The organism is Exiguobacterium sp. N4-1P (assembly GCF_002214325.1).
In genome coordinates this window covers 2,149,020-2,163,976 of the sequence record NZ_CP022236.1, presented here as the reverse complement: position 1 = coordinate 2,163,976, position 14,957 = coordinate 2,149,020, and the positions used below count along the sequence as shown (strand labels likewise).

Here is a 14,957-nt window from a genome sequence, read left to right as displayed (position 1 = left end):
ACTTGGCAGAAGCGTTTTTTTATTTGGATTCCATCAATTGAAGAGCAGATTAAACGTTCCGGAGTGCTTCCGCGATTGGGAAAGGACCGCTTAATACTTCGAATTGACGTGATTGTGTTTTGTGGTCGACTAATGTCACGAGCAGTGTGGCGACATCGGCACGTGGGACTTTACGATCTTCGTACGATTCAAAGTGTTCTTTGATTTCGACTGTACCACTTGCGTCCTCATCACTCAATGGACCAGGGCGGACGATTGTGTAATCAAGTCCACTCGCTCTTAAGTGTTCGTCGGCAGCGGCTTTTGATTCGAGATAAACTTTTAGTTCGCCACGCGGATTATCCGTACCGACAGAGCTGAGCATGATGAAGCGTTCAATTCCGTTTGCTTTTGATGCATCGATGACTTTGATGGCTCCATCTTTATCGACAGCGCGAGTCAATTCGTCCGATGCTCCACCGGCACCTGCTGCGAAAATCGTAACGTCAGCATCTTTAACGACATTCGACATGTCTTCTGTTAAATCACCGATTCGTACTTCAGATGCACCAAGAGCGATTAAATCGTTTATTTGATTTTCTTCTCGGACCACAGCAATCGCTTGATGTTGTCCTTGTTTTGCAATCAATTCAACCATTTTTCGACCTGTTGTTCCGTTTGCTCCAATAATAATGATATTCATTCAAATCATCTCCTTCTCTAGACTAGGTATACCCGTCTGTTAAAAATAAAAACAAAAAAAGACGCGAAGGATTCGCGTCGTAAAAGAAAAATAGTGTTGAAACTGCTTGATTAACCGGCTTGGCGTTGCTTTTTACTTGATGTCCAAGTACCACGTCTTGGGCTCACAATGAGATTGTTGTATTCGAGCACATTCAAATCCCGTTGAACGGTCCTTGATGTGATGCCAAACTCTTCAACCAACTCTGCTGTCGTAGTAGCTCCGTTCTCGTTGATAAAGAGATAGATCGACTTAATTCGGGTCAACATACGGTCTGTAGAATCTTTCATTGGTATAACCACTCCCCCAATGGATAGAATAGTGTTCTAAAACTTCGGGTGACAATAGACGGTGATATATCAAGTTGTTTCGTCTTTAGTATAACTCTTTCAGTATAGAATGCAAGTAATTTAACCGAACGTTATTGAAAAAAACATACAAATTGAACATTGATTAACGAATGTAATCGTTTTATTATTTTTTAATGTTCGTCTTAATAAGAGAAATGGAAGAATTAAGATTTTGGATGTTCGTAATCGCCGAACATTCGCTATACTGAAAAGGTGAACGTATTAACGGATAAGGGAGAGGTGTCATATGGTAAATTGGAAAGAAGAAGTTTTAACGCGACGCGAAGCACTTTTGACAGACTTAAAAGAGTTGTTACGCATACCGAGTATACTCGATGAAACAACAATTCAAGAAGGGGCGCCGTTTGGTCTAGAAGTCAAACGTGCACTTGATTGGATGTTAGCGACTGGGGAGCGCGATGGGTTCAAAACAAAAAATGTCGACGGTTATGCAGGGCACCTTGAATATGGTGAAGGTGAAGAACTGCTCGGGATTCTTTGCCATCTCGACGTTGTTCCTGCTGGAGGGGACAGCTGGACGTATGGACCGTTCAATCCGACGCTAGCGGACGGAAAACTATATGCACGTGGTGCGATTGATGATAAAGGACCGACGATTGCGGCATACTATGCGTTAAAAATCGTCAAAGAGTTAGGGTTACCGTTATCGAAACGGATTCGTTTAATTGCTGGTGGAGATGAAGAGAGCGAATGGCGTTGTGTCAATCACTACTTCAAGCATGAAGAGATGCCGACGATTGGATTTGCACCAGACGCTGATTTTCCAATCATCAATGCTGAAAAAGGATTATATGATGGCCTTTTGATCCAAGGGAAACCAGCACAAACTGCAGACACAGGTTATCATCTCGTAACGTTCGTAGGCGGAGAACGTCCGAACATGGTACCGGGTCATGCGACAGCGACGGTCCATGTAGCTGAACACGGATCGATTGAATCTTCATTCCATGCCTACCTGGAAGAGCAAGGATTGACAGGGACAGTGAAGCAAACGGCAGAAGGTCTTGTCTTTGACGTCTTCGGAGTAGCAGCGCATGCGATGGAGCCGGATAATGGTAAAAACGCGGCATTACACCTTGCTCGTTTCTTAAGTACGCTTCACCTCGACTACAATGGACGGCGTTACATCGAACTCGTCATGCATATGTTCCGTGATTCACGCGGTGTCGCATTGGGTGTCGCGGCATCAGATGAAACGGGGGATTTAACGATCAATGGTGGTGTCTTCCGCTATGAAGAGGGACAAGGAACGGCGTCACTCAATATTCGTTATCCGCACAGCGCTGATTTCACGGAGCGTCTACAGTTGATCAAGGAAGCGGCTTCGGCCTATGGTTTCGACCTTCAGACGCGGACGCACATGCCACCGCACCATGTTGATCCAGAACATGAATTGATTCAGACGCTCAGTGCTGTCTATGAACGTCACACGAATCAAAAAGCGGACTTGATTGCAATTGGTGGAGGCACGTACGCGCGTTCGTTAACAGCAGGTGTTGCATTCGGTCCAGTTTTCCCGGGTGGTCCGGAAGTCGCGCACCAAGTCGATGAATACGTTGATTTTGAAGAGTTATTGTTAGCGGTCGCGATTTATGCAGAAGCGATTTATGAACTAGCCAAATAATATGGACATGAATCCCCCGGCACACCGATGACGGGGGATTGATTCTTGAAAGGAAGTACACCGCGTGATCAATCGTCAAAAATATCACTTTCAGGCACTCTACTTTTTTATCTTCTTCGGGCAAGGTGCACTCATTCCGTACTTAACGCTTTATTTTTCGAATGATGCGTTTCAGTTATCTGGTTCAGAAATCGGGACGATTGTTGCGATCGGTCCGATTTTATCGATTTTGTTGCAACCACTATGGGGACTCGCGGCTGATCGTTTTGGTCGACCGAAACGTCTGTTGCTCGTTGCGCTCCTCGCAGCAGCAGGATTTACTGTCAGTTATTTACTGACATCGGTCTACATCCTGCTCTTATTGATTGCATGTTTATGGGCCTTATTCCAATGTGCACATATTCCGTTAGTCGATACACTCGCCATTGAATTTTCGAAGCGGAAATCAGTCGATTATGGCGCACTTCGTTTATTCGGTTCAGCTGGTTTTGCGCTTGCTGTCTTCGTACTTGGGCAGGTGACAGAAGGGGGGACGCTCGGAGCGATTTTTTATGCAAGTGGAGCAGCGCTGATTTTAGCGTTCTTAGTATTGATTGGTATCGAAGCAGCTCCAGTCCAGTTGACGGTCAGTGAACGGATGCCCGTTTCACGACTATTTTCAAATAAGCGCTTCCTGTTATTTTTAGCAGGTGGAAGTCTCGTCTTTGGTCCGATTTTTGCGAACAACTATTATTTCGGAAGTTATGTTACGATTCGAGGCGAATCGACGGCACTCGTCGGGACCTTATTTTTTGTAGCTGTCCTCTGCGAAATTCCGTTCATGCGAATTGCGACACGTGTCTTAATGCGATTTGGCGCGATTCCTGTCCTCGCGTTTGTCTCAATTTTATCTGCTGTTCGGACGGGATTGCTTGCTTTAGAACCACCGGTCTTCTCGTTATGGATCCTTGCGGCACTACAAGGGATGATTGTTGGATTACTGATTCCCGTTGCGCTGGACTATGTGCGTTCGCTTGTCCCATCATCAATGGTAGCTACGGCTGTCAGTACATATATGGCTACTACGACGGGACTTGCGACCGCGATTTTCAATTTGATGAGTGGCGTTGTCCTCGAACAATGGACAATTTATAGTGTCTTTTGGGTATATACAAGTAGTAGCTTGCTTGGGGCAGTGCTCTATCTGATAAGTGGAAGGATCAAGGAGTGATTAAATTGGACCGACATTATTTTATCGCGATTCCTGTACCGCTCCTCGAGTTGAAGCAGTTATCTGAAGCGGTTAATCTTGGTCATTACTATCAACAGGTCTACGGCCAGGAAGACTTTCATCTGACATTACATTTCTTAGGTGGATTGACGGAGCGCGAATTGAATGAATGGCAATGTCGTCTTAAAGAAATTGCAGCTACTGTTCAGCCGTTCACTTTGATAATCAATCATCTCGTTACGTTCGGTAATGAGGACCGTCCACGTGTTTTCGCTGCGGGGGTGGAAGAGACGACTTCTTTATTACGACTCGCGAATCAACTGGCTCCGGAACGACATAAACCGTTCGTTCCTCATATCACACTTGCGAAACGCTGGAATGCAGACTGTGAAGAACCATTGCCAGACATGACGCTACAAGCGAAAATTAATGTCACGGAACTTATTTTATATGAAATCCATCCAGCTGATCGTCCGAGATATCGAATCAATACCTTAGCTAGATGCGGGAAAGAACAGTGAGGTGATCTCATGGCGTTATTGATGAAGTTATATGATTTAGAGAGTAAGTATGAGAAGAACCCGCTCGAAGTCTCAAAACGCTACAAAGAGCAACGGCAGTTAGACTACGAGAATCTATTCCATAAGTGGGAAGCTGGAGACTTGTTTCCGGGCGAGACGATCGTCCGTCCTAAGAAATGGTGGCAATTTTTCAAATCTCCTGTCGTCGTCCAGTTACCAGGGAAACAGATCTCAAAGCCAGCGTTTGATAAATGGTATAAAAAACGAGTCGAGATTCAAAAGTTGCTCTATGTAGCGGGCGGGGCAACTGAAGATGAGATATGGAAATTGCCGCTTCGGCGACACCTCGACTTTTATCAGATGGTCCATCTGTTAAATGATCAATACGGTTTGTTTTATCGTGCTGTCATTCATTATCAACAAGGAGAAGTCGAGTTAAGTTCCTTTGCCGTCGGCCCATCCGCGATTTATTTACTCGATTGGTTGGATGGAGAAGAGAGCATCTATCATATTAAACGAGAGAAATTATGGCGTGAGCAGCCGTTTAAGGCACCGACGAAAAACATTCTGAATCCGTTGATCAGTTTGAAACGGACAGAAGATATTTTACGGCTTGTTTTAGGAAGTGAACTTGAACTACCAATCGAACGAGTCGTCATTGCGTCGAAAGGTTATTTTGATCAACTGCCGAAAGAGTCGAAAACTACTTATGTAAGTAAAGTCGATTTTGCACACTGGTTACACAAAATGAATACATCCGCCCCCTATACAAAAGCTTTTCAAATGCGAGTTTGTGAAAAGATACTAAAAGAAACGTCATCGATCACATTTCAAATGGCGGTCAATGATCAAGAGAATGAACGGATTCAGACGTGAGGAGGGAGCGGCAAAAATTTTGATGTTGTCGCGCACATATGACGAAAATGAAAAGTAGCGAACTAGCGCTGATGCACCCACAATTAATTTCAGCGGAATTTTTGACGTTTCAATCGATTTTGGTCGAATCGAAACAGTCATTCACTAAAGAAGACGTGCAGTTAGTTTCAAATCAGGCAATCATCGATTATGCTGTCATTTCGCAACAACAAGACGGAGGAGTCGCACGTCTCATTTTGGAAGTAGAGGGAGCGATTGAGTTAGGGAGTGTGTATGAATTAGTGAGTGCGACACAGGGACGGATTCGAATCTTTCCGGGGCGTGTTGTTCAAACATCGTTGTTCGATCGTAAATATAGTTACGAAGGACCGCTTGGCGTCATGATGGATGATGGGATGTTATCGCTTTTTGTCTGGTCACCGATTGCGGAACGTATCGAGTGTGTCATCTACGATACAACAGAAACAGTTCTGAAAACGAGCGAGATGAAACGGGGCGATCGTGGTGTTTACCAAATTACGTTAGCTCGCGAATATGAACACGCCCGATACCGTTATCGCGTGACGACGTACTTAGGGACGACCGAAGTCGTCGATCCATATGCAAAAGCAGTGACGGCGAACGGACGGTTCGGCGTCCTGTCAGATGTCGATCAAGAAATCAGGCAGCGATTTCCGAAGCGGAAAAAACGTCCGATTCTTGTGAAACCGACGGATGCAGTAATTTATGAAGCGCATATCCGGGACTTCACGATTGATGCGACATCAGGATCGACGCACCCGGGACAATACCTGGGTGTGTCCGAGCGGGGGACGCGTTCTCCGGCTGGGAAGAAGACGGGACTCGATTATTTGCTTGACTTGGGCGTAACACACGTTCAACTTCTACCGGTACATTTGTTCGGTTCGACGGATGAAATTACACGCTCACCATACAATTGGGGATACGACCCCGTAAACTGGTTCGCACTGGCGGGTAGCTATGCGAGTGATGCGACAAATCCGCGAACGCGGATTTTCGAGTACGTCGAGATGATTGATCAGCTGCATGCTGCCGGTATCCGGGTCACGTTTGATGTCGTCATGAATCATGTCTATATTCGTGAGCAGGCAGCACTCGAACATCTTGTTCCTGGTTACTACTTCCGTTATGAACTCGACGGGACGCTAGCGAATGGAACGGGCGTCGGAAATGATACAGCATCAGAACGTTTTATGATGAAACGATTGATTGTTGACTGCGTGACCTATTTCGCGGAGGTACTCCAAATTGATGCCTTCCGATTTGATTTGATGGGAATTCACGACGTGGAGACGATGAACAGCCTTCGGACGGCGCTTGATGCGATTGATCCGACAATCCTCATCTACGGGGAAGGATGGGATCTTGCGACACCGTTAGCCGCACGGCGAAAAGCGATTAGCTCCTCTGCTGCACGGATGCCTGGGATTGGTCATTTTAATGATGTCTTTCGGGATGCACTGAAGGGATCAACGTTTAATGAACATGACCGTGGATTTGTGTCGGGCGATCTTTGGAAAGAAGGAGAGGTTCGAAACGGAATAGCCGGAAGTGTGACGCTTGAGAATCAAACGTACGGTCGTTTCCCAGAGCCGACCTACTCGATTAACTACGTCGAAGCACATGACAATCATACGCTGTTTGATAAATTGAGCCTTGCTAGACCGGATCTCGATGAAAACCAACTTCTACGAATGAGTCGTCTTGCACAAACGATTGTGATTTTAGCAGAGGGAATTCCATTTCTTCATGCCGGGCAAGAATTTGGTCGGACGAAACAAGGTGTCGAAAACAGTTATAATGCACCCGATGCCATTAATCGATTGGATTGGACATTGCGGGATCGTCATTTTGAGATGGTCGACTATATTAAAAATATCTTACAGATTAGACGGATGCACGGTGGTTTCCGCTTGCACTGGGCGAATCAGATTCAAGAATCGCTTCATTTTTTACCGATGCGACCGGGTGTCATCGCTTACGAAGTGGATGCGATTCACTCTTATGATGCCTGGCAGCGAACACTCGTCGTGCATAATGTGACGGATGAAACAATCGAGATTGCGCTCGATCACCCGATGTGGAATCTTCATGTTCAAGGTGATGAAGCATCCGTCACCCCAATCGAAAAAGGCGTCGCCAAGATTAAAGTGCTTCCGTTGTCAACGACGATTGCGACATGTTAAGATATTCATTGTGCCTTATGGCAAATCTATTAAAAAGTTGAGCGGATTATGATGGAATTAGATATTTTAGATGCGCTTGGCGAAGGCTGGACGCTTACGCCAGCAGGTGGCATTACAGGTGAAGCGTACGTCGCTTCGACTGGACAGTCAAAATTATTTTTGAAGCGGAACTCTTCTCCGTTCTTAGCCATTTTATCGGCGGATGGAATCGTTCCGAAGTTGCTTTGGACTAAACGAATTTACAGTGGGGATGTCATCAGTGCGCAACAATTCATTGAAGGAAACGAGCTCGAACCGGAAATGATGGAGCGTCCAGAGGTGGCCCGATTACTAGGGAAAATACATGATTCAAAAGAGTTGTTGTTCATGTTACAACAACTTGATCAACGACCGATTGAACCAGACGAGCTATTGCGTCAATGCCGGCTCTATTTTCAACCGGCAGAGCTACGTGAAGCAAACTTGATTGAACAGGCGATTGGTTATTTAGAGACGCATTTAGCGCTTGTCCGAACGGATGAGCAAGTCGTTTGTCATTCAGATTTAAATCACAACAATTGGTTGACGGGGGCGGATGGTCATCTCTATTTAAATGATTGGGATGATGCGATCATCGCCGATCGTGCCTATGATTTAGGGATGATGCTCTATAGTTATGTTGACGAGGAATACTGGCCGGAATGGTTTGCGAGTTACGGTCATCCGTTGACCCTTGAATTAAAACAGCGCATGCATTGGTACGTGGTGGCGCAAGCGATTTTGTCGATTTACTGGCATGAAGATGCACAACATCCAGATGCGCCAGAAAGTTATATTTTTCTCGCGCAGTTGCTCGAAAATGAAATGTAATCGGCAGGGGCGGTTGGACCAGTGAAAAAAGGTGGGCATCACTTGCGGGTGATCGACCATCTTTTTCTGTGATACCGTTAAAACATTCGTTTCCCGCAGGAGTCACAGAAAATGAAAATAACTAAAAAACCGCCAAAGTGCAATAAGCGCTTTGGCGGTTTTAGTTGAAGCGAAAAAATTAACCACAGATTGTAGACAAACTCTTATAAAGAGTGAACATGCTATATCGAGATGCAAACAATTCGCGTTGCCCTGTCTCGCCTCGCCCGAGGAAAGCAACGAAACGTGACACTTTATCTCCTGATAGAACTTTGTCTACAGCCTGAACATTAACCTTCTGCTATTTTTATTTCTTGTTCGATGTCATGACTTTCAAGATCTGCTTCTCGGTAAGCAGCTGTCGTCGGTAGACGTAAATCAAGGCGTGGTTTTTCTTCGAATGAGACGGTGACGTTCTTGACCGTGTAATCGAAGACGTGCCCGCCACCTTCGCGGGCTTGATCGATGAAGTGTAGATGATATCCGGCGACGGCAATCCCGTGACCGAAGCGTGGTGTATAGTAGCCGGCAAGTGTCCCTTCCGTCTGTTCGAACGTCCGTGCACTTTGTGTCGCAACGGCTTCCGTGATCGGGACGAATGGTTGTTCTTGGCGTGCGACCGTCCGTGTCTTGACTTCCGTGAACTCTCCATCGATTCGCACGGCATAAAAGCTGTTGATTGTCGCGAGTTGCGTGCTTAGCCAATGCTCGAAGTCTTGTTTCGTCATTTCTTGATCGATTTGAATCGACTGTGTCGGAGTAAATCGAGTCAACGTACAAAACGGTGTCGTCGTTTCGGGGTCGAGCGGGCGGGCGCTCCCGTCAGAACGCAATTGATAAAAGGTATTATCAAAACCAATCATTTCTCCGTCGAGATGGTCGAAGGTTCCGATGCCGAAGTCGCGCCCGTCAAGAACGGACGCATAACTGACCTCGCTTTCGAAGACGCCGTCGAGTAACGCCATCATCGTCGAGATTTGAAGTAACGTATCATCGTTCGTCATCTGCTCATCTCCTTATCAGTTTAATTGATCCAAGTGTACTTCTTTTCCGAGCGCAGCATTATCGCTGTAATCGATCGGAACATCAATGATGACAGGTCCTTCTGTTTTCCAAGCTTCTTCCATGACAGCGACGAGTTCAGACGGATGATTGACGCGTAAGCCTTTTGCACCAAAACTTTCCGCATACTTCACAAGATCGACATCGCCGAATGATGTGCCTGATTTCCGTTTATATTTCATTTCTTGTTGGAACGCGACCATATCAAAGCCGCTGTCACGCCAAACGAAATGGACGATCGGAGCATTCAAGCGGACGGCTGTCTCAAGTTCCATTGCAGAGAAAAGGAACCCGCCGTCACCTGAAATCGAGACGGCTTTTTTACCAGGACGGACGAGTGTCGCTGCGATGGCCCAAGGTAATGCAACACCAAGTGTCTGCATCCCGTTACTGAACAAGAGGTGACGTGGTTCGTATGAACGGAAGTGACGCGCCATCCAGATATAATGTGAACCGACATCAACCGTTACGGTAACGTCATCTGCAATCTGTTCGCGTAATGTCTTCATGAAATAAAGTGGATGCGTCAATAGCGAGTCTTCGACGACCGGCGGGACGTCCCGCTCGACGAGCCGTTGTTGAAGACCGTTCAAGAATGTATCCGTGCTTGTTGACAAGGCGAGTGGCTTCAGACGATCGGATAACGCATCAATCGTTTTCGCGACGTCACCGACAAGCTCGCGATCAGGACGATAGAAGTGATCAATTTCAGCCCGCATTTGGTCGATATGAATTAATGTCCGTTTATTCGTTGGTTTGTTCCAAAACTTCGGATCGTAGCCGATCGGGTCATAACCAATGGATAAGACGAGATCCGCTTCAGCGAGCAACGCGTCACCTGGTTGGTTGCGGAATAGACCGACACGACCATAAAAATTAGATTCTAAGTCACGTGACAAAGTCCCCGCAGCTTGGAACGTTTGGACGACGGGAATCGAAACACGGTTCAATAAAGTGCGAATCGCTTCGACGACGTCCGGTTGACTGGAACGCATACCGAGCAGGAGAACAGGGAGTTTCGCTTGTTCGATCAGTGTGGCCGTCTCTTCGACCCATTCTTCTGGAGCAATCCCGAGTTTTGGTGTCGGTACGGCTTTAAAGGACGTGACGTTTGATTCGTTCAAACCGACATCTTGCGGAATACTGACGAAAGCAGCACCGGACGTCGTTTCGGCAGTCCGGAAAGCATTCGAGAGGACTTCTGGGATATTATCCGCATCTTGAACTTCCGCGCTGAAGTTCGTGATTGGCGTAAAGAGTGCTTGGTTGTCCATCGATTGATGCGTCCGTTTGAGTCGATCGGCACGTGAGACGGCACCGGCAATCGCGACGACCGGATCGCCTTCCGAGTTAGCTGTCACGAGACCTGTTGCGAGATTTGATGCGCCCGGACCAGACGTAACGAGGACGACCCCTGGTTTATCCGTCAAACGTCCGATTGCTTGGGCCATGAAAGCGGCATTTTGTTCGTGACGTGCGACGATTAATTCAGGACCACGATCTTGTAAGACGTTGAAAACAGAATCGATTTTTGCTCCGGGAATTCCGAAGATGTATTCGACCCCTTGCTCGATTAACGTATCAACGACCAAATCAGCTCCTGTTTTTTTCTGTACTAAATTTTCATTTTCTCTGTTTTCGTTTTTGTTCATTACAATTCTCCTTCTTTATCAACGTATTTTGTCGATTGATAGCTGTAATATAAAAACTGTTTCATCGAAATTATACATCTGTTTTAGTCAGAAACCAACCATAATCCTTTAGAAAGTAAAAAAGGCATCTTGTGACAGAACACAAGATGCCTACTGAATCGCGATTATTTAGCGTCAACTTTACCGAATGTCGCCCAAACGAAAAGAGCAGTCACGCCCATGACGAGAACGATCGGTGATGCCCACATGATTAAGAAATTTTCCAATGTCAAAACCTCCTTTAGGGATAGTACGTATAGTAAGTGTAGTAGATTGCTCAGTAATTCTCAAGTGACGATCTGCTGAACATTCGACTCTGCTAAACGAATAACATCTTATATAATTACCCGAATCATGATAAACTTATCTGCGGATAATTTAAGAATTGAAAGGATGAACAATATGCGTTTACGCCACAAGCCTTGGGCGCTGGATTATATGAAAGAACAGGCATCGATCTATATCGCGGACCCGGCGACCTTAAAAGGAAACTGGTCAGAAGAATTTAAAAATGAACATCCACTATACATTGAGGTAGGTTCCGGAAAAGGGGCATTCATCACGGGTATGGCAAAGCAACACCCGGATATCAACTTCATCGCGATTGAATTATTTGAAAGTGTTGCGGTTGCAATCGTTCAAAAATTGGTCGAAGAGCCACTACCTAACGTCCGTGTCTTGACGGTCGATGCAAAAGACTTACGTGACTTCTTTGAAAAGGGAGAAGTCACTCGTGTCTACTTAAACTTCTCTGATCCTTGGCCGAAGTCGCGTCATGCGAAACGACGTCTCACATATAAGACGTTCCTCGCGACGTACGAAGACATTTTGCCGGAGCAAGGTCAGATTCACTTTAAGACGGATAACCGTAAACTATTTGAATCGAGCCTGATGACGATGTCAGCTTACGGTATGACATTCGACTGGATGTCGCTTGATTTACACGTTAATGAGCCGGAAGATAACGTCAGAACGGAGTACGAAGAACGTTTTTCAGCACTTGGTCAACCGATTTATCGGATGGAAGCAACGTACGGAAAATGATTTAGACAAAAAGTTTTCTTATTTTCCTGGTATTTCTTTCACACTTTTTTCTTATTAATTGGTACAATGTTGTTGACTGAAGAACTTGTACTTACAGGTAAAGGGGGAATTTGGGGATGTGGCAAAAAAGCTTAGCCTTCGTAACAGCACTCTTTCTCGCGCTGAGTATCGGTCAATCGGTATTCGCTGCGATTGATACGTCAGCAATGGAAAAGGCTCTCGACGAGGAATTAAAGAGTTCGCATTACGATTATAAAAAAGGTTCTGTAGAAATCGAGGACCCGAAAACATTCACTGGTGAAAAAGGTGAAGAAATCATCGGCGGAATCGCTGTCATCGAGACAGTCCGTGATGGCATCTTTATCACAATCAAACGTGAAATCCACTTCTATAACACGGAGAGTAAAGAGATGTTGACGAACGCAGATGCTGCGAAAGTAGATGGCGTCAAAGAATACATCGACAAAAACTCGAACAACTTACAGCAGAAAGTAGTCTACTGGTTACCGATGTTATTGATGATCTTGTTGATTGCCGTACCAGCAATTGTACTTTATGTCGTCGTACCACGTCTTTATTCGACAAGTGAATACATGAACCCGATCTACGAACGTAACGATAACCCACGTTAATCGTTGTCGGACAAAACGAAACACCCGCCTAAGAGGAAGTAAGATTCCGAAGAGGTGGGTTTTTTTTGAACTAAAAAAATAATACGACGAGAAATGCCAAAATGGCAGGCAGTCCTTGTTTGTAGAGAATCGAGACATTTGCTGTCGCTGATTTGCTGTCGCTGCACCGTACAGGGCGGCGATGATGACACAACTTAAGAAAAACAGTTGAATGACAGATGAATCAAGGACAAGACCGAGAATCAATCCGGCAGCAAGAAAACCATTGTATAATCCTTGATTGGCAAACAATGTTTTGATGCGTGGATCTGCTGCGATTTCCTTCGTCAGTCCAAACGTACGAAGCGCTGGTTTTGAAGATAAGAAAAACATTTCAAGAGCTAAAATATAGAAATGTTCAAGGGCAACAAGTAAAACAAGAATCGTTCCGAGTAGGTTCATGAAAGTTCGCTCCTTAAAAAAAGACCATACTTCGACTGACGAAGTATGGTCCCGATATTATGCGTATTCGAGTAAAGCGCCTGTTTCTGCATCAACTGTGAATTGATACGTTTTTTCATCGTCACCTTCAAGGACCGAGATGCCACCTTTGTAGCTTTGGTAGTCACGTGACTCATATGCGTACGCCTCTGGTGTTGCAGAGATCCATGCACCTTGGACACGTCCTTTTGCTGAAAATGTGCGTTTCGTGATTTCGAGAGCTTCCTCGGCAGATAGTTGTTTGTTGTCGACAGCCTTCTTAACTGCGAAAGTTGCAACGACAGCTGCTGCCAAACCGATAATCCAATAGCGTTTTTTCATTAAAATTTCCCCTCCTTACAGGTTTCTATACCTACTGTACCAAATAATTCGTCAAGATAGAAACAAAAGCTTAAGTGATTGAAGCATTTTTTTGTATAATAGAAAAATAGGAGGCGATACATAGTGAATGAAAAGACAAAAGATCTATTTAAAACATTGACGGAATTGAACGGGGCTCCGGGGTTTGAGCATGAAGTCAGACAGTTCGTCCGAGAGCGGATTACACCGGTGACGGATGAAATCGTTACAGATGGTATCGGATCGATTTTCGGTAAACGGACGGGTCAGGCCGATGGTCCGAAAGTGATGGTCGCAGGTCACATGGACGAAGTTGCCTTCATGGTCACACAAATCACGAAGAACGGGATGCTTCGGATTCAGCCGCTAGGTGGTTGGTGGAGTCAAGTTCTACTTGCACAACGCTTTTCGATTTGCGGCGATCATGGAATCATTCCGGGAATCATCGCATCGACACCGCCACATCTCTTAACAGAGGAAGTGCGGAATAAACCAATGGCGATCAAAGACATGTTTATCGATATCGGGGCGGATTCAAAAGAAGAAGCGGAATCGTTTGGCGTTCGACCAGGAATTCCGGCTGTTCCATTCTTCCCGTTCACACCGATGGCGAATCCGAAAAAAATCATGGCGAAAGCCTGGGACAATCGGTACGGGGTCGGTATGGCGATTGAGTTGCTTGAAGAGACGAAGGCAGCCGATCATCCGAATGTCTTATTCTCTGGTGCAACTGTCCAAGAAGAAGTAGGATTACGCGGAGCACAGACGGCGACGAACATGATTGATCCGGATGTCGCATTTGTTGTCGACGCTTCACCAGCGAACGATGCTTCAGGCGATAAAACGGAGTTTGGTCAACTTGGTCAAGGTCCTTTGTTACGCATCAAGGATAGCGTCATGATTCTATCGAAGGAAATGACGGATTATGTACTTGATACGGCAGAATCGAATCAGATTCCGTATCAGTATTATGTTGGAGCGGGCGGGACGGATGGCGGTGTCATTCATCGTTCGAACAATGGGATTCCGACGACGGTCGTCGGCTTACCGGCTCGCTATATCCATACGCATGCTTCAATCATGCATACGGATGACTACGATGCGGCGAAAGAGTTGTTGAAAAAACTCGTCACGCAATTGGATGCGACAACGCTCGCGACACTACAAGTGAAGTAAGCAATCCGGAAGGTGGATTTGTCTCTATGGACAAATTCACCTTCTTTTTCGCGAAACACATGTCTTGTCAGATGAAATAACATTTGTGTTTTCTTTTATGGGAAATTTGTTATAA

The 14,957-nt window shown here is 45.6% G+C and carries 14 protein-coding genes and 1 pseudogene; 9 read left to right on the top strand and 6 right to left on the bottom strand.

Translation table 11 applies throughout. The features are described from left to right. Window positions 1-49: 49 nt before the first annotated feature. Complete coding sequence (locus A0126_RS11170) at window positions 50-682, bottom strand: SDR family oxidoreductase (RefSeq protein ID WP_088837650.1); 633 nt, start codon at window positions 680-682, stop codon at window positions 50-52. 110 nt (window positions 683-792) lie between these two features. After that, window positions 793-1,011 (bottom strand): DeoR family transcriptional regulator, encoded by a 219-nt coding sequence (locus tag A0126_RS11165; RefSeq protein WP_029331202.1) that lies wholly within the window; start codon window positions 1,009-1,011, stop codon window positions 793-795. Window positions 1,012-1,318: 307 nt separating this feature from the next. Here A0126_RS11165 and pepV point away from each other — a divergent pair, with 307 nt between their 5' ends. The 6 genes from pepV (at window position 1,319) to A0126_RS11135 (ending at window position 8,379) form a co-directional block, all read left to right on the top strand. Then, window positions 1,319-2,716 (top strand): dipeptidase PepV, encoded by a 1,398-nt coding sequence (gene pepV / locus A0126_RS11160; RefSeq protein ID WP_088837649.1) that lies wholly within the window; start codon window positions 1,319-1,321, stop codon window positions 2,714-2,716. Window positions 2,717-2,780: 64 nt separating this feature from the next. Beyond that, entirely contained in the window at window positions 2,781-3,926 is a 1,146-nt protein-coding gene (locus tag A0126_RS11155) for an MFS transporter (RefSeq protein ID WP_088837648.1), read from the top strand. 5 nt (window positions 3,927-3,931) lie between these two features. Further along, window positions 3,932-4,447: an RNA 2',3'-cyclic phosphodiesterase gene (gene thpR / locus A0126_RS11150; RefSeq protein WP_157898490.1), complete on the top strand. Its 516-nt coding sequence runs from the start codon at window positions 3,932-3,934 to the stop codon at window positions 4,445-4,447. A gap of 9 nt (window positions 4,448-4,456) precedes the next feature. Then, window positions 4,457-5,323: a hypothetical protein gene (locus A0126_RS11145; RefSeq protein ID WP_088837646.1), complete on the top strand. Its 867-nt coding sequence runs from the start codon at window positions 4,457-4,459 to the stop codon at window positions 5,321-5,323. 38 nt (window positions 5,324-5,361) lie between these two features. Continuing rightward, a complete protein-coding gene (pulA, locus tag A0126_RS11140) occupies window positions 5,362-7,530 on the top strand; it encodes a type I pullulanase (protein ID WP_239456740.1) in 2,169 nt (722 codons plus the stop codon). Between the two features lie 51 nt (window positions 7,531-7,581). Then, window positions 7,582-8,379 (top strand): phosphotransferase family protein, encoded by a 798-nt coding sequence (locus tag A0126_RS11135; protein WP_088837645.1) that lies wholly within the window; start codon window positions 7,582-7,584, stop codon window positions 8,377-8,379. A gap of 329 nt (window positions 8,380-8,708) precedes the next feature. On the opposite strand, the gene budA is transcribed toward A0126_RS11135, so the two are convergent. Both budA and alsS read right to left on the bottom strand, forming a co-directional pair. After that, window positions 8,709-9,422, bottom strand: a complete 714-nt coding sequence (budA, locus tag A0126_RS11130; protein WP_029331195.1) for an acetolactate decarboxylase — start codon at window positions 9,420-9,422, stop codon at window positions 8,709-8,711. A 15-nt stretch (window positions 9,423-9,437) separates the two neighbouring features. Continuing rightward, window positions 9,438-11,132, bottom strand: coding sequence for an acetolactate synthase AlsS (gene alsS, locus A0126_RS11125; protein WP_088837644.1), 1,695 nt, complete (start codon window positions 11,130-11,132; stop codon window positions 9,438-9,440). Between the two features lie 441 nt (window positions 11,133-11,573). Between alsS and trmB the strand changes: the two genes are divergently transcribed. Together trmB and A0126_RS11115 are read left to right on the top strand one after the other, a co-directional pair. Beyond that, window positions 11,574-12,215, top strand: a complete 642-nt coding sequence (gene trmB, locus A0126_RS11120; protein WP_088837643.1) for a tRNA (guanosine(46)-N7)-methyltransferase TrmB — start codon at window positions 11,574-11,576, stop codon at window positions 12,213-12,215. Between the two features lie 116 nt (window positions 12,216-12,331). Beyond that, window positions 12,332-12,847 (top strand): hypothetical protein, encoded by a 516-nt coding sequence (locus tag A0126_RS11115; protein WP_029331192.1) that lies wholly within the window; start codon window positions 12,332-12,334, stop codon window positions 12,845-12,847. A 70-nt stretch (window positions 12,848-12,917) separates the two neighbouring features. On the opposite strand, the pseudogene A0126_RS11110 reads toward A0126_RS11115, so the two are convergent. Both A0126_RS11110 and A0126_RS11105 read right to left on the bottom strand, forming a co-directional pair. Beyond that, a pseudogene (locus tag A0126_RS11110) lies at window positions 12,918-13,288 on the bottom strand (DUF1304 domain-containing protein). 57 nt (window positions 13,289-13,345) lie between these two features. Further along, entirely contained in the window at window positions 13,346-13,648 is a 303-nt protein-coding gene (locus A0126_RS11105) for a PepSY domain-containing protein (protein ID WP_029331190.1), read from the bottom strand. Window positions 13,649-13,771: 123 nt separating this feature from the next. On the opposite strand from A0126_RS11105, the gene A0126_RS11100 reads away from it, so the two are divergent. Further along, on the top strand, window positions 13,772-14,842 hold the full coding sequence (locus A0126_RS11100) for a M42 family metallopeptidase (protein ID WP_088837642.1): 1,071 nt from the start codon (window positions 13,772-13,774) through the stop codon (window positions 14,840-14,842). The last annotated feature ends 115 nt before the right edge of the window (window positions 14,843-14,957 follow it).